Source organism: Cysteiniphilum halobium, assembly GCF_003574425.1.
Classification (GTDB): domain Bacteria; phylum Pseudomonadota; class Gammaproteobacteria; order Francisellales; family Francisellaceae; genus Caedibacter; species Caedibacter halobius.
This window is the reverse complement of sequence record NZ_QLIU01000032.1, coordinates 1-25,430: the sequence shown is the minus strand read 5'-3', so window position 1 is coordinate 25,430 and position 25,430 is coordinate 1. Positions and strand designations below refer to the sequence as shown.

Here is a 25,430-nt window from a genome sequence, read left to right as displayed (position 1 = left end):
AATAATATTATTGGCGTGCTAGACGCATCTGTTTTTGCTGAGCATCAAACGTAAAGTTTGCACGTATTGGATTAATATCCAAACCACCGCGGCGTGTATAGCGTGCATAAACACACAATTTTTCTGGTTGGCAATAATGCATAATATCAGTATAAATACGCTCAACGCATTGCTCATGAAATTCATTATGATCACGGAAAGAAACAAGGTATTTTAGCAAACCTTCACGGTCAATTCTGCCACCTTGGTAGTCAATCAACACACTGCCCCAATCAGGTTGAAATGTAACCAAACAATTTGATTTAAGCAAATCACTACTTAAGCGCTCATGCACCTTGGTAGTATGATCTGCCATTAAAAATTTAGGGTTGGTCATATATTCATTGATTTCAATATCAAGCTCATCAATTGACTCTGCCTTAAATTGATTAGTAATATAACAAGGGTAATCTCGTAATGAATACAATTTAACAGATACCACCCCATTGGTAGCTTGGGTTAGGTCATGTTGCATAATTTCAATAACTTCATCATCACTGGCAAAACGTGTACTATTAAAAGAATTCAAATACAGCTTAAAACTTTTTGACTCAATCAAGCATTCAGAAAGCGCATCAATTTCAAATACTGCGATGCGCACTTGTGGTTTGCCCTTCATATTAAGCCATGAGATTTCAAAGCCCGTCCAAACATCAACTCCTTTAAACTCAGGAACTCCCTTTATGCCTAACTCATCACGCTTTATTGAACGTGGAATAGGAAATAATAAACTCGCATCGTATTGTGTTTTATATTCAGATTTTTTACCTAACTCAGAGAATACTAAATCCATTAAACTTAACTCAGCAACTATTGTGAATTCGCTAACTCTATCATAATGTTATTGCCATCTCAATGGGTATTCAATATTTCCAAGCAACTATGCCTGTTTTTCATTATCTCACCAATTATAGTCATTCCAGTATATAACCGATCAACCGTGATTTTGATAACCTATTACTGATATAGATTAAAGATATATGGGTATTTATTAGAATGACTATATTTATAACGCAGGCTCGATATAGCATTTAAGTTAATCTCAAGCTTGCAAGTGAATGTTGTTTAATTGAAGTCGATCCAAAAGAGCACCCGATTCAATCAAAGTAGATATCCTAGCAATATCTAGATAATGCTCTCTATCCTCATCCAGAAATGAGACTTTTTCACGTAATACGGCTTGTGTGATTGAAACACCTAGCCCAATAGCTTTACAAACTGCCATATCAAATGCTTGGGATGCCACTAACCATTCTATTGCTAATACAGAAAGTGTATTGTTAATCACTTGCAGACTTTTTTGTGCGGCATGCGCTCCCATACTCACATGATCCTCTTGACCTGCACAAGTAACAATAGAATCAACTGAGGCCGGATGTGATAATACTTTATTTTTAGCTACCAAATCTGCACTGACATATTGTGTAATCATATAGCCTGAGTTGACACCTGGATGCTGTACCAGAAAAGCAGGTAAATGACTAAGATGCTGAGATAAACATCGATACGTACGCCTTTCACTAATGCTTGATAATTCAGACATTAATATGCAAAGATAATCCGCTGCAAATGCCAAAGATTGTCCATGAGGATTTGCACTTGACAGTACGGATACCCCTTCATTTTGACGGATAATTAAAGGATTATCCGTTGCACTTTTTAACTCCTGTTCGACTAAATTTCGGATATGTGCAATACCATCTTTAATTGCACCGTGCACCTGTGGAATAGCACGCAAACTTAATGATGCCTGTAAAGCATATTCTTCCTGAGAATCATCAGCGCCTTGTCGCAATGCTTGAATATTATTTACTGTTGTTACCACACCAATGTGTTTCTTATATTTAATAATTTCAGAAGAAAACGCCATTGGATTGACACGTAAAGCTGTTGCTGTAAGTAATGAAATTGCATCTGCATGTTTTATGATATGTTCAGCCTTATAAACTGCCAATGCTGCCAATGCTGCAATATCTACCGTACCACTGAGTAAAGATAATGCTTCTTTAGCCTCAAGCTTGATTGATGAAAACTGATAACTATCCTCTACACCATCAATAAGACAACCCTGATTGTCAATCGTTTTACCCAACCCAATTAATAACAGTGCAATATGTGCCTGAAAGGATAAGTACCCCAAAGATCCGTCAGCAGGAACATAGGGCATAATGCCTTTATTTAATAACTCAATTAACTTTTCAATAACTTTTAGCCTAATACCAGAAAACCCATGACATAAATTACAAATCATTGTAAAAACAATTGCTCTGACCATCTCTGGCTCAAGTGCTTTACCAACACCACAAGCATGACTTTTAATGAGTTTATACTGCATATCCTCAGATTGTGCTAGATCTACCGCAATCGTAAAGTTTGCACCAACGCCTGTATTGGCACCATACATCGCAACACCCTCAGCAAGTAAACTACATTTATCCTGATATGATTGGTTAATCCTTTTCTTTACTTCTTCGGACAGGCACACGATCAATTTGCCATAAGCAACTTTAACAATGTTTTCAATGGTTATTTTATCATCACTTAGGATTAGTGTTTGCATCTTTATACCTATTGACATTCATTCCCCCTTAGTACTCTTATGTAATTTGTAAATAGCCTTTGCATATTCTTATAAAACCATGCCCAATAACACCAAAGAGGATGACAAATACTACTAACCAAATTAATGCTGAGTTACTGTGACCACTTAAAAAGCTTGCACTAATCATCGGGAAAAAACCGGCTATTCCAGCACCAATATTCCAGGAAATTGCACTACCTGTCATACGCCACTTAGGAAAGAAAACTTCAGCTGAAACACATGCCACGCCACTGATAATAAGCGCATGCGCAAATACGAGTAATACACTATACAGCAATACCAGCCAAGGATTAGTAGTGTGAATAAGTAATGTCACAGCAATTAGCGTCAAAATCATGCCAAAAAACGCCATACGTTGCTTACCACATCGATCGGCAATTGCCCCTGCCACAGGGTAAAGTAAGCAGGCAATACTAATTTGCGCAATACTTATATGGTAAGCAGTTGCACTGTTGAATTTTAGATTAAGTGTTAAATAAGTATAAAAATAACTAAATGAAAAGAAATACATACATCCTGAGTAAGCTGATAACACCGTAACACCGATCAATGCTCGGTATTGTGTTGTGATTAACTCTATCAAGCCAAATGAATGCAGTTTTGTTTGTATCTTATGCTTAGAAGGCATTCGTTTTAAATCATCTTTATCTACGCCAAAGAAATGAAAGAAAACACCCAATAAACCACTAATAACAAAAGCAATACGCCACAACTCAGGACTCATACTCTTTGGCACAATAATCGTTAAAAGATAACCAGTTAAAGCTGCTAGCAAAAAGCCCATTGTTGAGACGGTATATGCCATATTTGCTAAGAATGATCGTCTGCTGTTTGAGGTTTTTGTTACAAGTGATAATAAACCGGAAAACTGTCCTCCCGCACAAAATCCTTGCCCTAGGCGCAGCAGCACCAAAATGATTATTGATAACATTCCAATGTGCTGATATTGAGGGATAAAGGCAATGAGTAATGAACACAACGCCATACCATAAACGGCAATATTAACAGCAAGATATTGACCATACTTATCACCAAACTTCCCAAGCAAAAAACCACCAATGGGCCTTGCCAAAAAGCCTATACCAAAGACAAAAAACACCTCTACCACTGAAGTAATAACGCTACTACTTTTTGGAAACAAAGCAGCACCAATAGCAACCGAGTAGAATGCAAATAAACTAAAATCATACCACTCGATGATATTGCCAATGGATGCCTTGAAAAATTTTTTCATACTGGTATTTTCATTTTCCACTCTTTTTTCTCCCCCAATATCAGTAAATAGTAAGTATACTTGCAAAATAATCTGCAAAGACTATATGACTTAAAGCACTTAGCATAACATGAAATAAATACACCCCAAAAAATACATAAATTAATAATATTAAATAAAACAAATACACTATTATATCTTGAAGTTTATTTACCCTTAGATCAATGAGTCTAATTATAAGTATTGCTCATTGCAAGCATTAATATTATCTAATAAAGAGTGGCTTAGGAAGGCAAAATGATAGTTAAAAATCATCATTAATCTAACTATTTATTTCTCCTTTAAAATAAAATAAATAATACTTTTCACAGAGCTATATTCCGGATATATTACTGGTGTCACGTATTTACGCAAGATAAAAGCCCCTGCTTTACCACCATCAAAATTTACTGCACGCTTGATATTAATCTTAAAATAACTGGCAAGCGCTTTAACAATATATGCCGCCTGTTGTAAGGTTGTACTATCAATATAAATCACCATAAGTTTTGAACTTGTTTGTGCATAGACAATGCGTTTAGCAATTTTGTTATCATCTACTTTTTGTACTAGATTATCTTTAAGCAAAATAGGTCCTACTTGAAAAGCATAATACGCGTTATGATATTTTTGATTTTTATCTAAAATATTGACCTGACCACGCTGATCAATTGTAATTATCGAGGATAATAAAGTATTATTAACTAATGGTAAACGTAGTTTACTTTGATCAATTAAGAGTCCATTCACCAGAAATCCCTCTTGATAAAAGCCACCATTAGTCGCCAAAAATGCATCTTTTTGAGTTGCAATATCAAGTACACTTTGGATATTATTTTGTGATTGAATTGTAAGTCCTGCTTTATATGAACCGTTATCTAATAACACCACATCAATAACTAGCGGGAAATGCTTTTTTTTAAATGCTCCAAAGTTATAAAAATGCACTTTTTCTGGCACAATATCGACAGATTTTTTTTGCTGCAACTGCCATGGGGTAGCAAATGACATCATAGCAATACTCAATAGCAATCCCAGAGATAATATACGTTGTAATGACATAACTACATTAATTAAATAAATATGCTGCTGATTATATCAGAAAATGCGCCAACCTGCTTTTTGATAAAACTTCACAAATTCAAGTCCAATGCCTTTATTAGCACCTGTAATAACAACTATTTTTTTTCTGATTCATTTACTTATCCATATCTTCCGTCACTGTTGCATCTTTTTTAGAAAAAACAAAACTATCATTCTCACTGGTCACTTGAATAGCATCACCTGGCACATAACGTCCCTCTAAGAGATAGGTTGCTAACGGATTTTCAATATATTGCTGAATCGCACGTTTCAATGGTCTTGCACCAAATACCGGATCAAAACCGTGATCTGCTAGTTCATCCATTGCTACTGCTGAAATTGTTAATGTCAAATCACGCTCATGCAAACGCTTACGCACACGATTGATTTGAATTTCAGCAATTTGTTTGATCATCTCTTTATCTAATGGCTCAAAGACAACGGTTTCATCAATACGATTGATAAACTCCGGTCTAAAGTGTTGCAAGACAATCTGTAAAACTTGTTCCTTGACTTGGTTATACCCTTCACTATGGAGTTTTTCTTGAATCAACTGTGAACCTAAGTTTGAAGTCATAATTAACACGGTGTTTTTAAAATCAACCGTACGCCCTTGGCTATCAGTCAAACGCCCATCATCTAAAATTTGTAATAGAATATTAAAAACATCTGGATGTGCTTTTTCAACTTCATCCAACAAAATCACTGAATAAGGTTTGCGTCTTACATGCTCAGTTAAATAACCACCTTGCTCATAGCCAACATAGCCTGGAGGTGCACCAATTAAGCGTGCCACAGAGTGCTTTTCCATGTATTCTGACATGTCGATTCTAAGCATCGCATCTTCGCTATCAAACATAAACTCAGCTAACGCTTTAGTCAGCTCAGTCTTACCCACACCAGTTGGACCCAAAAATAAAAACGATCCTGTTGGACGATTAGGGTCAGATAAACCAGAACGTGCGCGGCGAACGGCATTTGACACAGCGACAATAGCCTCTTTTTGACCAATAACACGTTTACCTAAGAAGTCTTCCATATGTAATAACTTCTCACGCTCACCTTCCATCATTTTATTGACTGGAATGCCAGTTGATTTAGATACCACCTCAGCAATCTCATTTTCAGTGACCTGTGTGCGCACCAATTTCGTTTTAATCGGATCGGCACTAGCAAGTGCTTTGATCTGCTCTTCTAACTGCGGGATAAGTCCATATTGCAATTCTGCCATTTTCGATAAATCACCGACTCGCTTAGCTGCATCAAGCTCAATTTTAGCCTGATCCAATTGCTCTTTTAACTTTTGTGAGCCTTGCATTTGTGCTTTTTCTGATTTCCAGATTTCTTCAAACCCAGAATACTCTTTCTCTAAGCTTCTAATTTCTTCTTCTAAAACATCCAACCGCTTTTTAGTAGCATCATCCTTTTCTTTTTTTAGCTGTTCGCGCTGCATTTTCAGCTGAATAATACGGCGATATAATTTCTCCATTTCTTCAGGACGTGAATCGATCTCCATGCGGATTTGACTTGCCGCTTCATCCATTAAGTCAATGGCTTTATCCGGCAATTGCCTATCGGTAATATAGCGATGTGATAGGGTTGCTGCAGCAACAATGGCTGGATCAGTAATATCCACGCCATGATGCACTTCATAACGCTCTTTTAGTCCGCGCAAAATTGCAATCGTATCTTCTACTGTTGGCTCATCAATCAATACCTTTTGAAATCTACGCTCAAGTGCTGGATCTTTTTCAACATTTTCACGATATTCATCTAAAGTTGTCGCACCCACGCATCTTAGCTCACCACGCGCCAAAGCAGGTTTTAACATATTACCAGCATCCATTGAACCTTCAGCTTTACCTGCCCCAACCATAGTGTGCAACTCATCAATAAATAAAATCACACTACCTTCTTGTTTGGATAATTCTTTGAGTACGGATTTCAAACGCTCTTCAAAATCTCCTCGAAATTTGGCACCTGCTAGTAGCGCACCCAAATCCAAAGATAAAATACGCTTATTACGAACGCCTTCAGGCACTTCATTATTGACAATGCGTTGTGCTAGACCTTCAACAATTGCTGTTTTACCAACACCTGGGCGACCAATTAATACTGGGTTGTTTTTAGTGCGACGTTGCAGTACTTGGATCGTGCGTCTAATCTCATCGTCGCGCCCTATCACCGGATCGATCTTACCTTGACGCGCTCTTTCGGTTAGATCAATGGTATATTTCTTTAACGCACCTTGCATATCTTCGGCATTTTGACTCTCAACACGTGCCCCACCTCTGACCTTATCCACAGCTTGCGTAAGATTTTCTTTTGATAGGCCAGCAGCTTTAAATATCTTGCTAATCGCACCATCAGTAAATCCTGCAATTAAAAATAAATCGCTTGAAATAAACTCATCCTGCTTTTCACTGGCAAGTTTCTCCATTTGCTGCAGTATTTTAATTAAGTTATTTGACGCACCGATTTGGCTTGCTGCACTGCTTGTAGCTAAAGCATTTAAGGCGTTATTTAACTCACTATTAAGATTTGATAAATCTCCCCCTGCTTGAGTGATAATTGACGCAATCATTCCACCTTCTTGATCCAACAATGCTTTTAACACATGAATAGGCTCAAGCATCGTGTGACTCTTGCTAATGGCTAAACTCTGCGCCTCAGTTAGTGCCTCTTGTAACTTATGGGTAAACTTCTCTGCTTTCATATTTCCTTTATCCTTATTTCTTTAACACAATGAATCATCTAAACAATCATCGACTTAAGCTATAACCTTAAATTAATCATAAAGCCTAGACCATTTAGTTATAATTTTTCACATTATTGATCTTTAACACCTTCTACATATCAGCTTATGATCAACATTCCATTACTTGACACTGATATTTTATGTTTTTAACTCAAAATAACAAAAGGTGTTTCAAAAATTCAATGCCTAGAAAGTGAGGATAGGAAAATTTTTTTCAAGAGGTTTTTTTAAGGTTCATTTAGTAGTAATCACAGCAAATCTCTTGCTAAGCTAAATGTTTTTGTTTAATTTTTCTTAATATTTTGTGAATCCAGCTATTATAGCAGCAAATTGATCATTCTCTAAACTTGCAGACTAAACTATTGGTTACTCTTTAAAACAAGACTACCAAGGTTTATATTGAAGCAGAGTTTTATGTGTCTTTGTTATAAAAAATCACGTCTTTTAATAGCACTTACAATTATGCCGGTACATCTGTTAATCGCAAATATGGTTTGATTTCTTCAAATCCATTTTTAAACATTTGTTCTGCTTGTTCATTAGTAACGCTTGGAACAATAACGCATTGATCACCTTTTTTCCAATTAACTGGAGTAGCAAGACTATATTTATCTGTCAATTGTAAGGATTCAATCACTCTTAATATTTCATCAAAATTACGACCTGTGGAAGCAGGATAGGTAAAGGTAAGCCTTACTTTCTTATGTGGATCAATTATAAAAACACTACGCACCGTCAGAGTATCTGAAGCGTTCGCATGAATCATATTATAAAGTGTAGATACTTTTGTATCAGAGTCATCAATAATTGGATAATTTACCGTGGTATTTTGTGTTTCATTGATATCTTTTATCCATTCCTTATGCTCATCAACTGTATCAACACTCAAAGCTATCACTTTGCAATTAAGATTTTCAAATTTAGGTTTTAATTTTGCCGCCACGCCTAATTCTGTTGTACACACGGGAGTAAAATCCTTAGGGTGAGAGAATAAAACACACCAGCTATCCCCAATCCATTTATGAAAGTCTATTTCTCCTAAAGTTGTTTTTGCTTTGAAATTTGGTGCACTATCACCTAACTGTATACTCATGATAAATTCCTTTTGTTGTGTAGAAGTGTATTACCAAGGCAAACTAATCAGTCTAATTACCAAGGTAATGTGTCACTTCGAAAGTAACATGAAACACGGTGTTCAGTCAATTTTTTGTTACTGTTTTTCCTTAGCCACGAATTGAATCAAATTAAGGCACAACCAAATATACAAATAGCATTAGAGCAGTAATACTAATTGATCTATTTCCTACACTTTAATGCAACTCTTCTAATTTTTCAAATTGCTCAATCAACTTGCTTTGTGTTGTTTGGTAGTCGGCAAGTTTCTCTTTTTCCCTAGCCACGACATCCTCTGGCGCATTGGCGACAAATTTTTCATTGCTAAGTTTTGCTACCAAACGCGCAATTTCCTTGTCTAATTTTTCTTGTTCTTTTTTCAAACGCGCCTGCTCTGCTGAGACATCAATTAATCCTGCTAATGGGATATGTAACTCAAGTGTGTCGACAAGACTTGTCGCTGACATTGGCACATCATTACTCACAGTAATATGTGAAATTTTTGCCATCGATTGAATAAGTGCTTTTGTTGCATTAAGTTTATCTAATTCTGCTGTTGACGCATTTTTGATAAAAAGTGGAATGCTCAAACTTGGCTTGATATTCATCTCAGCACGCACTGTGCGAATAGCAACAATAACACGCTTAAGCCACTCTATCTCATTAGCTGCTTTGTCATTGATAAACAATTCATCAAATAGTGGAAAGGTACTCACCATAATTGACGTTGCATCATCTTGTGTAAAGACTTTAACCTGATTAAATATCTCCTCGGTAATAAACGGAATAATTGGATGCGCCAAACGTAAAATTTTATCAAGAACTGTGATTAAGGTATATTGTACCGCATGTTTGCGTGCGGCACTCATCGTTTGATCGTTAATGGTCGCTTTAGCAAATTCAAGATACCAATCACAATATTGATTCCAAACAAACTCATAAATCGTTTGTGCTAATAAATCAAAGCGATAATTAGCAATATGCTTATGCACCTCAGCAATTGTGTTATTAAGCTCATGCCAGATCCATTCTTCGGCAACACCCATTTCATATTGATTATACACGGGATCATAGCCTTCCAAGTTCATCATCACAAAGCGTGAAGCATTCCATATTTTGTTGCAAAAATTGCGATAACCTTCCATGCGCGAGACATCAAAACAGATATCACGTGAAGTTGATGCAAGAGCAGTAAAGGTAAAACGTAAGGCATCGGTGCCATAGGCTTCAATGCCTTCTGGAAAATGCTTACGCGTTTGCTTCTCAACCTTAGCTTTCATCTGTGGTTGCATTAAGCTTTGCGTTCTTTTAACAACTAAGTCTTCTAAAGAAATACCATCAATCAAATCTACTGGGTCAAGCACATTGCCTTTTGATTTAGACATTTTTTGCCCTTCAGCATCACGAATAAGACCGGTGATATAAATATCTTTAAAAGGGATCTCATCCATAAAATAAAGCCCAAACATCACCATCCGTGCCACCCAGAAAAAGATAATATCAAAGCCTGTTACCAGCACACTGGTTGGGTAATATTTCTTAAGATCCGCGGTATCATGTGGCCAGCCTAGCGTTGAAAAAGGCCATAATGCTGACGAGAACCACGTATCAAAGACATCTTCATCTTGATGCAATCTAAGCTCTGACGATAAACCATATTTACTACGTACATCAGCTTCTGACTCACCGACATAGACATTACCATGCTCATCGTACCAAGCAGGGATTCGGTGTCCCCACCATAGCTGGCGTGAAATACACCAATCTTGTAAGTCACGCATCCATGAGTAATAAGTATTTTTCCAGTTATCAGGTACAAAGCGAATGTCGCCATTTTCAACGACTTCTAACGCTGATTTACCTAACTCGCTGGCCTTAACAAACCACTGTTTAGTCAAATACGGCTCAAGGATAACACCGGTGCGATCACCACGTGGCACTTTTAAAGTATGTGGTTCAACTTTTACTAGCAAACCTTGTGCTTCCATATCAACAACAACCTGCTTACGCGCATCAAAACGATCTAAGCCGCGATAGGCTTTTGGCGCATTATCATTGATCTTACCTTCAGGAGTAAGAATGTTGATCATTGGTAATTGATGACGTTTCCCAATTTCGTGATCATTAAAATCGTGTGCTGGTGTAATCTTGACACAACCCGTACCAAAAGCAATATCAACATAATCATCAGCAATAATGGGAATCTCACGCCCTGTTAATGGCAGTTTAATCATCTTGCCAATTAAATGCTGATAACGGTCATCGTTTGGATTCACTGCCACAGCGACATCTCCCAACATTGTCTCAGGACGTGTTGTGGCAATCTCAATCTTACCTCCATCGGCTAATGGATAAGCAAAATGCCATAATGAACCACTTTCTTCCTCTTGCACAACTTCTAAATCAGAAACTGCGGTTAAAAGCACTGGATCCCAATTGACCAAACGTTCACCACGATAAATCAAGCCATCTTCATAAAGCTTAATAAAGCAGGTTTGCACGGCTTGCGATAAACCATCATCCATCGTGAAACGCTCACGCGACCAATCAGCAGATGCCCCCAAACGGCGCATTTGTCTGGAAATTGAACCACCTGAATACTCTTTCCATTGCCAAATTTTTTTAATAAATTTCTCACGACCTAAATCATGACGTGTTAAACCTTCGGCATTTAAATTACGTTCAACCACCATTTGTGTCGCAATACCGGCATGATCAGTACCAGGTTGCCATAACGTGTCATCACCCATCATTCGATGATAACGCGTTAATAAATCCATTAAGGTCTGTTGGAAACCATGTCCCATATGTAAATTGCCGGTAACATTAGGTGGCGGCAACATAATCGTATAAGGTACACCATTAGTTTGCCCACATTTGAATAAGCCTTTTTTCTCCCACTTATCATAGCACTGCTGCTCTAGTGCTTTAGGATCATAATTTTTTTGCATTTCTACTTCTTGTTGTTCTTGCGTTTGTGACATTACCTAAGCCCTATTATTTGTTATACCCATCACCGACCATTTTGTGATAGGTATCGATATTAAAAAGTTAAAAAATCAAAAATTTAAAGCCGCATTTTATCACAATGCTTCAAGATTGGTTCATAGAATTTTGAGTAAAAAAACCTAATACAAATACTACAAGACCTTATCTTTAATATTTCTGTAACACTTGCTGATTACTCTCCCCTTATAGTGTGATCACCAACATTAAGATATGAGTAGCAAACTGACATGAAAATTAAACATGCAGCCAAATGTTATAGAAATAAAGGTAAACAATCTCTATTTCGCAAATACAGTTGTTTTACTAGCATCAAGCGTACCTTATATAAGCCATATTTTACAACCCAACAATGCTTAAGGATCAATAGCATGAAACGATTTAAACAATACAGAAAGCTCTTAGCTACTGCATTATTTGCCATGACGTGCCAGAGTGCTTTAGCACAAGCACCCAAGATAAAACCTGCGACAGTTGATTCATTGAAATTGTATAGTGAAGCCACTTCACTGACGATGGCATTTAACGCCAAATATGGTAGACCATTTAGCTTGCCTACCAATGCCAAAGCAGCGATAGATCAAATAGCTGACAATTCTGACACTAAGCGCTATATGGGTACTAAAGACTATAATGATTTTGCTAAAGACTCGCAATTTGCCAAGGATGCAGATTCAATGATGAGAGACTTAACTAGGCTTATTGCTAACTTTAAAAAGATTGGCTTTATCCATGCAATTGAAGCTAAAGGTAAAATACCAGCGATTATGTTTGATATCGATAACACCATTGAGTTAACGTCATTTGATGATGATTACTTTACTAAATCAGGTATTAATGATCCAGCTACTGCCGAATTTATTGAACAAAACTGTTTCAAAGATGGTATTACCTGTTACTTTATCACCGCAAGATCATGCAATCACAATGAATCATCTGCCACCAGAAGCTGGCTTAAAAAACATTTACATTTATCTGATCAAAAACTTGATCAATATGTCTTTTTATCCGGATCAGTGCCTGCTGATGCCTGTACAAACAACACCAATGAACGTGTTGCTTACAAGGATGTTTTGCGTCGCGCATTAAGCGATCAGCGTCATGTCTATTGGCTTATGTCAGTGGGGGATCAGATGACTGATTGGTTTGGTAAAAATACTGGTTTAAAGGTCTGGTATCCCAATGCGATGTTTGATAGCTCGATCGTTGAGAATAATCACAACAATTCTCAGGCTAAATTGCATTTGCAAAGTGTAAGTGCTCCAAGTAAGCAATGCTATAATAAATTGAAGAAATACGTCCTAGCCCAAAGCACACTTCAGTATTGTCTTGCTTTTAAAAATAATCACTTTGTTAAAAGCGTTTAGTATAACCACCCTTCGACTACGCTCAGGGTATGATAAATATATTATAGTATGGTGTTTCTAAGCGCCTTCGGCTTCCCTCAGAGTGCGGCATGTCATCTTCCTTTTACATTTAAAACTTGCGACTTAATCGCTGAGCAATCACAACACTCAAAACTAAAACCAAAGCACCTATTCCCCATAAGTAAGTGCTAGGATAATCACCATAGCCGCCTGAGATATCGACATAAACCTGCTTGATAAACAACACACTTAATACTATTGGGATAATATAAGCAGTTAGCGCCTTAAAAATAACATGTAGAATATTGGCATTGTGATTAGGAAAAAGCTCGCGCGTGAGCTTATTAATATCATAAAGCCATGCGATAACAAGTACCTCGGTAACCATTACAACAAGCATTAAATAACCATTGATAAAATGATCAACGACGTCCAGCAAGTACAAACCATTGCCCATAGTGTAAAACAAATTGCAGATCAATAAAGCCACACAAATAACCAATAAAATACTAGCACGCTTAAGCTTAATCTTACTATCCATCAATGCAGCTAAAATAGCTTCAAATAATGACACGATCGAAGTAAGTGCCAAAAAGAAAACAGATGCGTAAAATATGAATGAGAAAAACTCCTGTGCTGCCGGTAGCAAAGTCAATGCATGAGGGATGACCACAAACGCCAAACCAATTCCACCTGAAACCACATCATGTATATTTTTACCATCGATATGTGCCACATGTCCAAGCACTGAAAATACAATCATACTGCAGATAATTGATGCTAAAGTATCACCAATCACAACAATCGTGCATGTGCGTCCAATTTTGACTTTTTTATCCAAAAGTGCACCATAAGCAAACATTACCCCAGTAGCCAAAGAGATGGAGAAAATCACCTGCGTTGCTGCGGCGAACCAGATTTTAGTATCTAAAAGCGATGACCATACCGGCACAAATAATGCATGCAAGCCGGTGATACTTCCCGATAAAGATACCGAATTGGTGAGTAAAATAATTAGCAATATAAAGGGAATGGGTGTGATCCACTTTGCAACAAACGCCAAACCACTTGTGCCTCTATACAACGAGATATAAACTAATAGCAAAATAGCAATTACGCCAAAGACAATCGCAAGTTTAGGTGTGCCAAAGCTCTCAATACCAGCGCTTAATCCTAAAAATTGATGAAAAAAATAGCTTTCACTACCTATTTGCCAAGGCATCTGAAAGGAATCAACGGCAAAATTAAGTACCCAAGAAGTAATCACAATGTAGTAAGTCAATACCCCAAAGGCAGCAAGAACCGCAAGCCAGCCGATAATTTTAAAGCGTTTTGCATGACCAATAAGTGCTAATGACTCAGGTGCGCCTTTTTTCGAAACCTTACCCAACCCAACTTCAAGGATTAATAACGGCAACCCAATGCACAATAAACAAATGATATAGGCAATAAAAAATGCAGCCCCTCCATGCTCATATGCCAAATAAGGAAAGCGCCATAAATTGCCCAGTCCAGCAGCAGATCCCACAGCTGCCAAAATAAATATCCAAACGGATGTGAAGTCTTTACGTGTTTGCCCCATACTTTCTCCTATTTTTGACATAAAAGCCATAATATAGTTCAATAAACATCTTATTTACTACCATATTTATGTCAACATACGAAATCGTTCATATGGGATTATAGTATTTGATCCCTTATAAATAGATACATTCCGTCGTTTACATATTCAAATTAACGGCTAAGAATAAATCTTCATCCACAAATGCTCACCGCGCCCTGAGCGTAAGTCGAAGGGTAAGCTTGGGAAAATCACCCTTCATAGAGGCTTCGACTTACGCTCAGCCAACGCTTACACAATCAAAACAGACTGAGTATGGTCATAGTCAAATTAACTTTGTAATAATCGTGCCTTATTCGCTTTTAATATTTTCTTTTTCTTATGATCTAAGGGTGACAAAATCACATAAGCCACTGGTACGATCAATAATGAGAATATTGTTCCAAAGCATAGTCCACCAACGATTACCCAACCAATCATATTATTGGCAGTATTTCCAGGTCCCATAGCAAATGCCAATGGAATAGAACCTAAAACCATTGCCGAGGTTGTCATCAAAATAGGGCGCAAACGCGTAATAGCACCCGTTTTAACTGCATCGATTAAAGACACACCTTCTTTAAAATATTCATTGGCAAACTGTGTAATCAAAATACCGTGTTTGCTAATAAGTCCAACGAGTGTGATAAGACCAATATTGGTAAATAAATTCAAATCACCTCCTGTCATTAGCATCGTGATCAAAGCACCGACAGTAGATAAAGGAACAGTGAGCAAAATAATAAACGGATCAACAAAGCTCTCAAACTGAGCAGCTAAAACAAGATAAATAAAAATCAATGCCAATGCAAATAGTCCAAACATTGTACCACTAGAGGAAAGAAATGCTGCCATACGCCCACCAAAATCAATACCAGCACCATCAAGATTGGTTTGATTTGTTAGTTTATTAATTTCGTTATAAACTTCACTCATACTATAACCACTAGAAATATTCGCAGTAATTTGTGCCGTGTTCACACGGTTATATCTAAAAAGACTACTTTGTCTGACATCAGGTGTTACCTTAATTAGATTTGATAATGGAACCATTAGACCCGAATCACTTGGTACATAGATTTTGCTTAGACTACCAAAGCTTGATAGATCTTTTAAGTTCATTTGTACTAATACTTGATAACTTTTTTCATCGGTTTTGACATCTGTAATATGTTTACCACTCATCAAAATACTAAAAGTGTCCGCTATATTTTGTGGATCAACACCAATATTGGCCGCTAGTTCACGTTGAAACTTAACATTGTAAACGACATTATCAAACTTAAGACCATTATTAACATTATTAAGTCCTGGATAATTCATCAGTTTTTTAGTCAAACTATCAGCCGCTTTTACTAAATGATTAATCGGACCAACATTATGTAAATAAATGATCACATCGGAGCCATCGGCATCTGGTCCAAAGCTCACCGGATCAGGAACACTCATACTCACCTTGATACCTGGGATTTGCTGTGCTTCAGCTAGTAGCTTGTCAATGACTTTCTGCGTAGACACCTTACGCTTGTCACCCCATGGTTGCATCGTAACAAAATTATTGGCACTACCTGAGAATACATATTCCGCATTATTTAAAATATAAGGATTATTCTTATAAACACGTTGGCTTAACATATTCATGTAGTAATCAGTATAATCAAGAGCAGCACTAGGTGGTGAAGTAATATTCGCCTCAAAATAACCGATATCTTCTTTAGGAATAAATGACTGAGGTACCACTTTAAATAGCATAAAGCAAAGCACTCCCAAAATAACCAGTAATGCGACGACCCAGTACTTTGCCTTTAACACGAAATTTAAAACTTTGGCATAAGCGCCATTTAATTTATCGAAAATATGTTCTAGCCAAATTTCTATTTTAGTTTCTTTTTCACGTGATTTTAAAATGTAAGCACACATCATCGGTGATAATGTCAGTGCAACAAAACCTGAGATTAGAACTGATCCAGCTAACGTAAATGCAAACTCTCTAAAAATGGTTGCACTAAAGCCTGATAAAAAGCCAATTGGTGCATAAACTGCTGCAAGAGTCAAAGTCATCGCAATCACTGAAAAACCAATTTCAGCAGACCCCTGCACTGCAGCCTCAAAAGGTTTCTTACCCATTTCAATATGCCTATGTACATTCTCAAGCACAACAATGGCATCATCGACCACCAAACCAATGGCTAAAATAATTGCTAAAAGTGTCACAACATTGATACTAAAACCACACAATAGCATTACGCCAAAAGCACCGATAACACATACAGGGATTGTTAATATTGGGATCAAAGCAGCACGAATACTACCTAAAAAAATAAATACTACGATCATTACCAGAATAATCGCTTCAAGCAAGGTATCATAACCATCAGTAATTGATTTTTGTAAAAACGTTGATTGATCATAAACGACTTTGACTTCCATACCTTTAGGTAGTTGATTGGCAACACGCTTAAGCTCTTCCTTGGCAAGGTTTGCAACGGTAATCGGATTCGCATTATCCGTAGGTCTTAACTGGACACTAATGGCATTTTGCCCATTAATCAGCATCGGTGAATCGCTTAAACTGGCATTACCTAGATCAACTTTAGCAATATCTTTCAAATAAACAGGTGCATTACCACTGTCTTTAACGACTAGATTTTTAAACTGATCTGCTGTGGTTAAATCAGTATCTGAGCTAATTGAAAAATTGCGATATTTACCACGAACACTACCACCTGAGAAACTGATATTGTTGCTATTTAATGTGCTTTGCACATCAGAGACAGTAATCCCAAGTGCTGCCATTTTTTGTGGATTAAGCCAAATACGCATTGCGTAATCACTAGCGCCATATACCCACACTGCCCCCATTCCTGGAATTGATTGAAAGATTGGAACAATGTTTTTTTGAACATAATCGCGTATCTGCGCTGATGTTAAGTTTTTATCTAATACACCTAAGTTAACGACGGGACGTTCAACACCACCTTGGGTAACACTTGGAGCATTAATATCCGCAGGTAACTTCTGCGATATAATACTTGAGATATTATCACGCACCTGACCCATAACATTAGTCATATCGGCATCATCAGCAAAAGTTAGATTAATCTTACTACTACCATATGAACTTGTTGATGTCATTTTGACTAAACCATCAATATTATAAAGTGCATCCTCAACAGGTACGGTTACATCATTTTTCATCAACGTTGGTGAAGCACCTGTGTATGAGATCGATACTTGTGCAATTTTTTGCTGAATCTTTGGAAAATAACGAATCTCCAGATAGCTAAAGCCAACGATACCTAAGACGATAATCATTAAACTTAAGACAACCGCGAAAACGGGCCTTTCAATACAGATCTTCGAAAGCTTCATGCGTTACTTACTTCCATTTTTACCATTAGTTATCGCTTGATCGTTAATCCCAAAACCATTTTTCGGATCAACATTGATATTTAATTCTTTTTGCAATTTATCAAAGCCAGGTGGCGACAAATCAGAAACACTAATTTTAGCGCCATCGGTTAATTTAAACCCACCAATAGTCACAACTTTTTGTCCTTCTTGTAAGCCTTTGGTAACTTGTGTCCAGCCACTATGCACCATACCGATATCTATTTGCACGGCTTTCACAGTATTATCAGGATTAACCACATAGACAAATGAGCCTTGTTGATTCGTCTGAATCGCCATATCCGGTAAGGCTAAAATAGACTGCTTATCTTTTAAAATTTGTGAGACTGACATAAACATACCAGGAGACAATAAATAATCATCATTATTTACTTCTGCCTCAATCTCAAGTGTACCACTCTTACTATCCACCGTTGGCGAGATATAATTTACAACACCTTTAAAGATTTTCTTTGGATAGGTTTCAGTAGAAAGCTCAACTTCATTTCCGATTGCCACTTTTGGCTTAAGATCTGCCGGGATTGCAAAACGTATCTTTAATGGATTTTCTTGTGTTAACTGAACAACAGCAGTACCTGCTGCAACATAAGCACCAACATCAAACTTATAAATCCCAAGCACACCTGTAAATGGTGCTTGTAATTTGTCGTGCTCAACCACCGTTTTTTGTTGATCAACATCCGCTTGTGCTTGTTGTAAATCAGCATATTTCTGATCAATATCCTCTTTAGAAATCGCACCAGATTGCTCAAGTAACTTAACACGCGAGTAAGTTTGTTTAGCTAAATTTAACTTCGCTTGCAATGAACTTAACGTTGCCATATCTTGCTGATCATCTAAGGCAGCAACAGTTTCGCCTTTTAATACCCTATCACCATTTTTGAAGTATTTTTCTTTTAACTTACCGCTATTATCAAAACTTAAATTAACTTGTTTTAACGCATAGATATTACCCACTGCCGTAATTGTCTCTGGCACATTAATTTTCTTAACCTCACCCACATTAACAGCAATAGGCTTGACCACCTGATCTTTGTCTGCCGCATAACAAAACGTGTTTAAGCTCATCAATGGGATAGCTAAAACCATCACTAATGTTGTCATCTTCACTGTTTTAAGAGTTTGATACTTGTTCTTTTTACTATTTTTATTCATAGGCTCACTTGTCATTAAATTCGTTAGGTCATAAGCTAATTTGATTATAGCTACTGCTTCTGTTATGTCTAATAAACTATGATTTTTTATATCACCAAGTTATAAAAACTATAGTCGATCTAAAACATACTGAATACGTTCTTTCTTGGTCATCGGCTTATGTAGCACCGACTTGATCAGCGCATGACGCTTTGCCAGACCAACTTGGTTGGCGATTTGAATATTAAGGCCAGGGCGTGCATTAAGCTCAAGCATTAATGGTCCATGCTCTTTGTCTAACACCAAATCCACACCTAAATAACCCAAGTTTGTCATATCATAACTGGCACTGGCGATTTCTAGGCATTCCTCCCAATGTGGCACGGTAATCCCCTCAATCTCATGTAAAGTATCGGGGTGATGTGTAATGATCTCATTATGCCACACCCCATGCAATGTCAATCCGGTTTTTAGGTCAACACCTGCACCAATTGCCCCTTGATGTAAATTTGCTTTGCCATTGGATTGCTGTGTTGGTAGACGCACCATTGCCATCACTGGAAAGCCTTTGATCAAAATGATGCGAATATCTGGCACTCCTTGGTAGGCAACTTTGGCAAAGGTTGGATCAAACTGAATCAAATATTCAATCATCGCTTTATCAGGATGACCCCCAAGTGAGTATGCACCACTTAATGTCGTTGATATATGATAGCGTAAGTGATCTAATGTCATAAGTTTACCGTTTGCTAATCGGTAGCGATTATTAATAAAATGCGTAATGACAAGAATCCCTTCACCACCTGCGCCTTGCGCGGGTTTAATCACAAACTGATGACGATCACCTAATATTGTCTGTAAGTTCTTATTATCATGCTCTGATGCAATTACACCATAGAGTTCAGGGACATGGATACCATGCTCCAGTGCCAAGGATTTACTCTTTAGCTTGTCATCAACCAATGGATAGTATTTACGATCATTATATGCCTGAATATAACCAACATTACGATTATTAATCCCCAATACACCGGCTTGTTTTAACGCGCGCCATTTGCTAATCCACCACATGTTATTGATCACCTTTATCCTTTTTACCTTTCTTGCCTTCTTTTCCTTGTTCGCTGTGCTGTTTATCATTGATCTTCTGCGCCAATGCTTCAAAACGATAAAGCTCAGTTAAGCGATAACCACGATAACGTCCAATCAATAGCATTACTGCCATGACAACCAACAGCAATCCAGGGAAGGTAAAAAACCAATACTCAAGATATGCATTAAAGATAAAAACATAACAAATGGTTGCAGCCAATAAGCTGCCAATAGCAATCTTAATTGCCTCCGTACCACCACGTTCCTCCCAAACAATCGATAAACGCTCTATCGACATTGTTAAAATAACCATAGGGAATAAAGTAATCGATAAGCCTTGAGATAACTCCATTTTATGCATTACAACACTAATAAGTGCCATAATAAGTACGACAACACACAGTAACATTCCAAGTCTTGGCACAACCAGCAATTGCAATTTCTCAAAGTAAGCTCTGAAGCTTAGGCCTAAGATCACCACCAGTGAAAATAAGACAATCCCCCATATTAAACTGGTATCCTTAAAAGCTAAGGCAATTAATACTGGCATAAAGGTACCCAGTGTTGGCACACCAATAATAATGCGCAAAATCAAAATAATCAGCACACCAAAAGGCACTATTAAAATGATTTTATAAATTTCCTGTGTTTGTGCCGGTAAATTAAGTAAAGAAAATTCATATATATTTTGTTTTACTGTATTGTTTTTAAGATCTAGATAACGCTCCATCGGAATGCTTTGTTGTGCTGCAGTAAAGGATACAAGCTTGACGACTCCTCCTTGGACATTAATGAAATTATCATTACCACTCCACCAAGTCATAGCTTTACTATTAGGATTATCAATATACTGACCCGTGCTGACATCATAGGTATGCCAATCTTTGCCATAGTAAACTTTAATCCACGTTGGTAAGTTTTTAAGATTTAGTTTCCCTTCATATTCATAAGGCACTACATGAATAATAAAGTTCGGCAAATTAAGCTCAGTTAATAAATAGTTAAGCGATCTTGCACGTGCTTTTGCCGTTGGCTTACCATTAGTCATTTCTTGCCAAAAGTATAAATTACCATCATCATTAATAAAGTTTATTGCTTGCGCAATCAGCGTTGCTGAATCTGCTGATTTTTCCGCAATCTCCTTTGCTGTAGTTAACAACGTTAATAATTTCTTAGGTTCCAAAATATCTTTTATTTTCTTTTTTTCTTTTTCAAGATCAGGCACCATCGCTGTAACACTTTGTGCATTACTAGCAACCGTAACATCATAAATCACCGTTTGCTTGCTGCTGACCTCGCTTTTGGAGAGTACTGCCATACGATTATTCTTATCTTCTGAACGCAAAATAATCTTACCAAAACCGGCAGCATTAATACTTTCATCTAATACATCTGCTTTGACCAAGTTAGGCACTAATAAATTAACCTTAAGGGATGAGTCTGTCGTATCTGGCACAATCTGCAGCTCAGCATTAAACTTCCACGTCATATTCTCATCATTTGGCCACCACGAAAGTCCCAGTTTAAAGTGCTGATAAAGACTAAAGCCAATACCTGCAACCAATAAAATGATCAGTAGTGTGAAAAATTGTTTATTAACCTTGCTCATCTTGCTTTTTTCCGTGATTGATTAACTTTGTTGTCATCACTGAGCTTTTTCGCTGGCATCATTTTCTATCGTTGGTTTGCTATCAGCAGCATTTTCTGTATCATTCTTTTGGCCAACATTTATTTTTTCTTCTTTTGCTTCTTTTTCTTTCTTCTCTTCTTTTGCAATCTTTTCAAATAAAGCCTCACAAGCACTATCATCCATCGTGAACTTTTGCGCCGGATCAATCACCGCACCCAACTGAATCAATGCTTTTCGCCCTAAGAGTACCGGATAGTCAAAATGCGTTCTATCGGTTAAGTTAACCTCAATGGTATAGATCTTGCCATCAAAACAAATGGGCATCTCCACTACAGGACGCTCATCGTATTGCTCTTTTTTATCCTCACCCGCACGATTTTTAATATTCATCATACGTTTTAAAGGCAAATCATATGCCACTTTTTCAATTTTATCTTTATTACGTTTGCCCTGTTGCTCTATTGCTTCATGTGTAACATCAAAACGCACATATTTCTTATCACCTTTTTCATATACATGAATATTCGTAGCCGAAACCGATGAAATACCGGCACCGGTATCAAGTTTGGCATCCAATAACGTTTTACTTGGTAAGAGATAAACATTTTCAACATAACCATAACCCGTTTTGATATTCGCCATCGCTGTACTCGTCACTAACATGGTTGATAAACCTAAATATTTTATGATCTTATTTACCTTCAATTTGTTTCCCTTTAAATTTTTTTGCTTTATACCCATCACAAATTATTTTACAGAATTTTTTTGCTTTGCACTTTGCAGCTAAAACACCACAAAATAATTTGTGATTGGTATAGCAGTAAATTGCTCTGTAGTATAGGGAAAACTTGGTATTATGCCAATGATATTGGCTAGTAACTATTAATGAAAAAAGTTAGGTAACAATTACCCCAACACATAAAGGGGTAATTTTTGTAGTTTTGCTGGCTAGAAGCTAGGTTTTTCTGCTGAGATCCAATCTGTAGATGTATTTGCATCAAAGCCCGAATGATCAGTAACATTGCCAACATTCCATCCACTGATATCCTGATCAAAAGAAGATGCATTATTAAACATGTAAGCCATGGTTGTTACATTTCCTGTATTCCAGTTAGATAGTGGTTGGTTAAATGATGATGTTCCTGAAAACATTCCAAACATATTAGTAGCAGAGCCAGTACTCCAGTTGGATAGTGACTGATTAAAGCTGCTCGCATCATGAAACATCTGAGAAAAATCTTGAACATTGCTAACATCCCAGCCGTTTATAGCGCCATTAAAATCACTTGCTTCATTAAACATGAAGTTCATCTGAGTTACTTGAGACGTATTCCAAGTAGTTAATGATTGATTAAATGCAGTTGCTCCTCTGAACATGTATCCCATATTAGTTACGTTTTCTGTATTCCAGTTAGATAGTGGTTGATTGAATGATATTGCTCCTCCAAACATTCCAAACATATCGGTTACATCTTCTGTATTCCATGCGTTTAGAGGCTGATTAAAACTGGAAGCATGATGAAACATTTGATTGAAATTAGTAGCTTTAGAGACATCCCATGATTCTAAAGGTTGATTAAACGAAGAAGCATGCTCAAACATTTGCTGAAAATTCTGAACATTAGAAACATCCCATGACTCTAAAGGCAGATTAAATGTACTTTGATTTTGGAATAACTGCTGCATATCTGTAACTAAGCTAGTCGCTAGGTGTATATTCCCTGATATAAAATCATTTAGAATAGTTGGGTTTTTTATACCATATCCAGATGAACCATCTTCTACAACTAAATATTCTAAACCATCATATCCCGTAATAATCTCTCCTGGTTGTGCATTAGAGCTGTCAATTTTCCTCATCGCAACTAAACGAAGCTGTTTAAATGCCACATTATGTATTTCACTGTCAGTTGTACCAGTGGTCATCTCAAGGACTTTTGGCACTGCCATTTCAGTAGTACTTGAGATGGTAAACTGACAAGTATTATTTAGATTGAGAGTCGTATTATTGCATTGGTTATTTGAAATTGTAAAATCTGCGGCAGCAATTTGGATATTATTTAAGGAAGTATCTCCCGCATTTTTCAATTCAAATATATATTGATTGTTAACACCTATATTAATAGGTTCATCAGCGTTGGCCACTTGCTGGTTGCCTTGACTTATTTTAAACCATTCTATATATGCTTTATTACCAGTTATTGAAAAACTAAATGATGATTCTTGAACTAAATTAGTGTTATTAATATTTAGCCTAATGTTTGCATCTTGTTCTGGGGTTAAACTGTTTACATCAAAATACATTGAACAACTATTTCCAACAGTAACAACACCTGAGGAGATACAGGAATTTGGTTCGCCTGTATCCCAAAGAAGATTATTACCATTAAGTTGATAGTCACTGCTATCATGAGATGGCTGCCAGTTATAAGGACCTGTATTAGTAAATAATACATGAACCCTATTACTTCCTGTATTTGGCTTATGAAGCATATTTGAGTCATCAATGCTAATAGCAACATGAGTTAAAGTGCTCACTGTAATATTATTCTGATCTGTAACCGTTTTTTGTGTACCATTAATAAGATAAGTTAATGATAGTGGAAGACTTATATCACTTGGATCTTGATCAGAAATTTCACCAGTTGCAGTGACCTTAATCTCGCATTTACCATTCTTTGGTAACGTGTAGCCAACCTCACATGGTGGAATATATTCATAATTCAAGTAACCGTCGGCTGGTAAATTTTGAAGCACAACATCTCCTTGCTCATAGTTATAAAAAGTTATAACTTCACTTGGGAGTTTAGTACTATCTATGACACTTAAATCATCTGGTAAGTTTATTGCTAATGTTGGTTGATCGCCTGCCATAATTATTCCAGAATTATCTAATAATATACTTTGCTGAGGTAAATTAGCACCCGAAAAATACATCAAAAGATCGCCACTGTCAGTTTTGTTATTTTTGATATTATCGATTTCTGATTGACTTAGATTTAAGTTAGGCACATCCTTTAGAAAAAATTTAAACTCATAACTTTCATTTTTGCCTAGGTGATCAAGACGAATTTGGTTATTGTCAATAATGATACTGCTCTTATCCATATCTATAAGCTGTATAATATAGCTTGGAAGATTTAGTACCAAATTATTAATGTCAGTATCACCTGCCACAATTGGAATCTTCACCTCTGCACCAGGATAAAAATTTAGAAGTAAGTCTAATATGCTATCTGCATAAATTTCAGCTGGATTAGTAATTTCATGCCCATTGACAAATTTTGTTTGAATGGGAATATTCAAAACATTACTACTAGTAGTTCTCTGTACACGAAGAAAA

15 protein-coding genes are annotated in these 25,430 nt (G+C 36.8%); 1 reads left to right on the top strand and 14 read right to left on the bottom strand.

Annotated features, from left to right (window positions below; genetic code table 11):
- Positions 1-7 precede the first annotated feature (7 nt).
- From queF to DNK85_RS07155, 7 genes are all read right to left on the bottom strand, one after another.
- Positions 8-832, bottom strand: a complete 825-nt coding sequence (gene queF, locus DNK85_RS07185; protein ID WP_119328904.1) for an NADPH-dependent 7-cyano-7-deazaguanine reductase QueF — start codon at positions 830-832, stop codon at positions 8-10.
- A gap of 249 nt (positions 833-1,081) precedes the next feature.
- The gene (locus DNK85_RS07180; protein ID WP_119328903.1) at positions 1,082-2,617 is read right to left on the bottom strand and encodes an HAL/PAL/TAL family ammonia-lyase; all 1,536 of its coding nucleotides are present in this window, start codon (positions 2,615-2,617) and stop codon (positions 1,082-1,084) included.
- 19 nt (positions 2,618-2,636) lie between these two features.
- Complete coding sequence (locus DNK85_RS07175; protein WP_119328902.1) at positions 2,637-3,875, bottom strand: MFS transporter; 1,239 nt, start codon at positions 3,873-3,875, stop codon at positions 2,637-2,639.
- Positions 3,876-4,184: 309 nt separating this feature from the next.
- Positions 4,185-4,955: a phosphodiester glycosidase family protein gene (locus tag DNK85_RS07170; RefSeq protein WP_119328901.1), complete on the bottom strand. Its 771-nt coding sequence runs from the start codon at positions 4,953-4,955 to the stop codon at positions 4,185-4,187.
- 136 nt (positions 4,956-5,091) lie between these two features.
- Complete coding sequence (gene clpB, locus DNK85_RS07165) at positions 5,092-7,692, bottom strand: ATP-dependent chaperone ClpB (RefSeq protein ID WP_119328900.1); 2,601 nt, start codon at positions 7,690-7,692, stop codon at positions 5,092-5,094.
- Between the two features lie 502 nt (positions 7,693-8,194).
- Entirely contained in the window at positions 8,195-8,827 is a 633-nt protein-coding gene (locus tag DNK85_RS07160) for a peroxiredoxin (protein ID WP_119328899.1), read from the bottom strand.
- Positions 8,828-9,044: 217 nt separating this feature from the next.
- Positions 9,045-11,831, bottom strand: a complete 2,787-nt coding sequence (locus DNK85_RS07155) for a valine--tRNA ligase (RefSeq protein ID WP_235842406.1) — start codon at positions 11,829-11,831, stop codon at positions 9,045-9,047.
- A 393-nt stretch (positions 11,832-12,224) separates the two neighbouring features.
- On the opposite strand from DNK85_RS07155, the gene DNK85_RS07150 reads away from it, so the two are divergent.
- Positions 12,225-13,220, top strand: a complete 996-nt coding sequence (locus DNK85_RS07150; RefSeq protein WP_162896584.1) for a hypothetical protein — start codon at positions 12,225-12,227, stop codon at positions 13,218-13,220.
- Positions 13,221-13,329: 109 nt separating this feature from the next.
- On the opposite strand, the gene DNK85_RS07145 is transcribed toward DNK85_RS07150, so the two are convergent.
- The 7 genes from DNK85_RS07145 to DNK85_RS07115 all read right to left on the bottom strand — a co-directional run.
- Positions 13,330-14,802 carry a sodium-dependent transporter gene (locus tag DNK85_RS07145; protein WP_162896583.1) on the bottom strand — a complete coding sequence of 491 codons (1,473 nt, stop codon included), beginning with the start codon at positions 14,800-14,802 and terminating at the stop codon, positions 13,330-13,332.
- A 309-nt stretch (positions 14,803-15,111) separates the two neighbouring features.
- On the bottom strand, positions 15,112-18,192 hold the full coding sequence (locus tag DNK85_RS07140) for an efflux RND transporter permease subunit (RefSeq protein WP_119328896.1): 3,081 nt from the start codon (positions 18,190-18,192) through the stop codon (positions 15,112-15,114).
- 3 nt (positions 18,193-18,195) lie between these two features.
- Complete coding sequence (locus DNK85_RS07135) at positions 18,196-19,401, bottom strand: efflux RND transporter periplasmic adaptor subunit (RefSeq protein ID WP_119328895.1); 1,206 nt, start codon at positions 19,399-19,401, stop codon at positions 18,196-18,198.
- Between the two features lie 93 nt (positions 19,402-19,494).
- A complete protein-coding gene (locus tag DNK85_RS07130; protein WP_119328894.1) occupies positions 19,495-20,436 on the bottom strand; it encodes an alpha-L-glutamate ligase-like protein in 942 nt (313 codons plus the stop codon).
- A 1-nt stretch (position 20,437) separates the two neighbouring features.
- Positions 20,438-22,066 carry a UUP1 family membrane protein gene (locus DNK85_RS07125; RefSeq protein ID WP_119328893.1) on the bottom strand — a complete coding sequence of 543 codons (1,629 nt, stop codon included), beginning with the start codon at positions 22,064-22,066 and terminating at the stop codon, positions 20,438-20,440.
- 36 nt (positions 22,067-22,102) lie between these two features.
- Positions 22,103-22,792, bottom strand: a complete 690-nt coding sequence (locus DNK85_RS07120; protein WP_162896581.1) for an ATP-dependent zinc protease family protein — start codon at positions 22,790-22,792, stop codon at positions 22,103-22,105.
- A 243-nt stretch (positions 22,793-23,035) separates the two neighbouring features.
- Positions 23,036-25,430 (bottom strand): BspA family leucine-rich repeat surface protein (locus tag DNK85_RS07115; RefSeq protein ID WP_119328891.1); only part of this gene is annotated, 2,395 nt, incomplete at its 5' end.

Excerpts from the sequence above, each read along its gene's own strand:
- DNK85_RS07180 (WP_119328903.1), bottom strand. The coding sequence starts at position 2,617 with ATGTCAATAGGTATAAAGATGCAAACACTAATCCTAAGTGATGATAAA.
- DNK85_RS07130 (WP_119328894.1), bottom strand. The coding sequence starts at position 20,436 with ATGTGGTGGATTAGCAAATGGCGCGCGTTAAAACAAGCCGGTGTATTG.
- DNK85_RS07150 (WP_162896584.1), top strand. The coding sequence starts at position 12,225 with ATGAAACGATTTAAACAATACAGAAAGCTCTTAGCTACTGCATTATTT.
- DNK85_RS07135 (WP_119328895.1), bottom strand. The coding sequence starts at position 19,401 with ATGACAAGTGAGCCTATGAATAAAAATAGTAAAAAGAACAAGTATCAA.
- queF (WP_119328904.1), bottom strand. The coding sequence starts at position 832 with ATGGATTTAGTATTCTCTGAGTTAGGTAAAAAATCTGAATATAAAACA.
- DNK85_RS07160 (WP_119328899.1), bottom strand. The coding sequence starts at position 8,827 with ATGAGTATACAGTTAGGTGATAGTGCACCAAATTTCAAAGCAAAAACA.
- DNK85_RS07155 (WP_235842406.1), bottom strand. The coding sequence starts at position 11,831 with ATGTCACAAACGCAAGAACAACAAGAAGTAGAAATGCAAAAAAATTAT.
- DNK85_RS07125 (WP_119328893.1), bottom strand. The coding sequence starts at position 22,066 with ATGAGCAAGGTTAATAAACAATTTTTCACACTACTGATCATTTTATTG.
- DNK85_RS07170 (WP_119328901.1), bottom strand. The coding sequence starts at position 4,955 with ATGTCATTACAACGTATATTATCTCTGGGATTGCTATTGAGTATTGCT.
- DNK85_RS07175 (WP_119328902.1), bottom strand. The coding sequence starts at position 3,875 with ATGAAAAAATTTTTCAAGGCATCCATTGGCAATATCATCGAGTGGTAT.
- clpB (WP_119328900.1), bottom strand. The coding sequence starts at position 7,692 with ATGAAAGCAGAGAAGTTTACCCATAAGTTACAAGAGGCACTAACTGAG.
- DNK85_RS07145 (WP_162896583.1), bottom strand. The coding sequence starts at position 14,802 with ATGGGGCAAACACGTAAAGACTTCACATCCGTTTGGATATTTATTTTG.
- DNK85_RS07140 (WP_119328896.1), bottom strand. The coding sequence starts at position 18,192 with ATGAAGCTTTCGAAGATCTGTATTGAAAGGCCCGTTTTCGCGGTTGTC.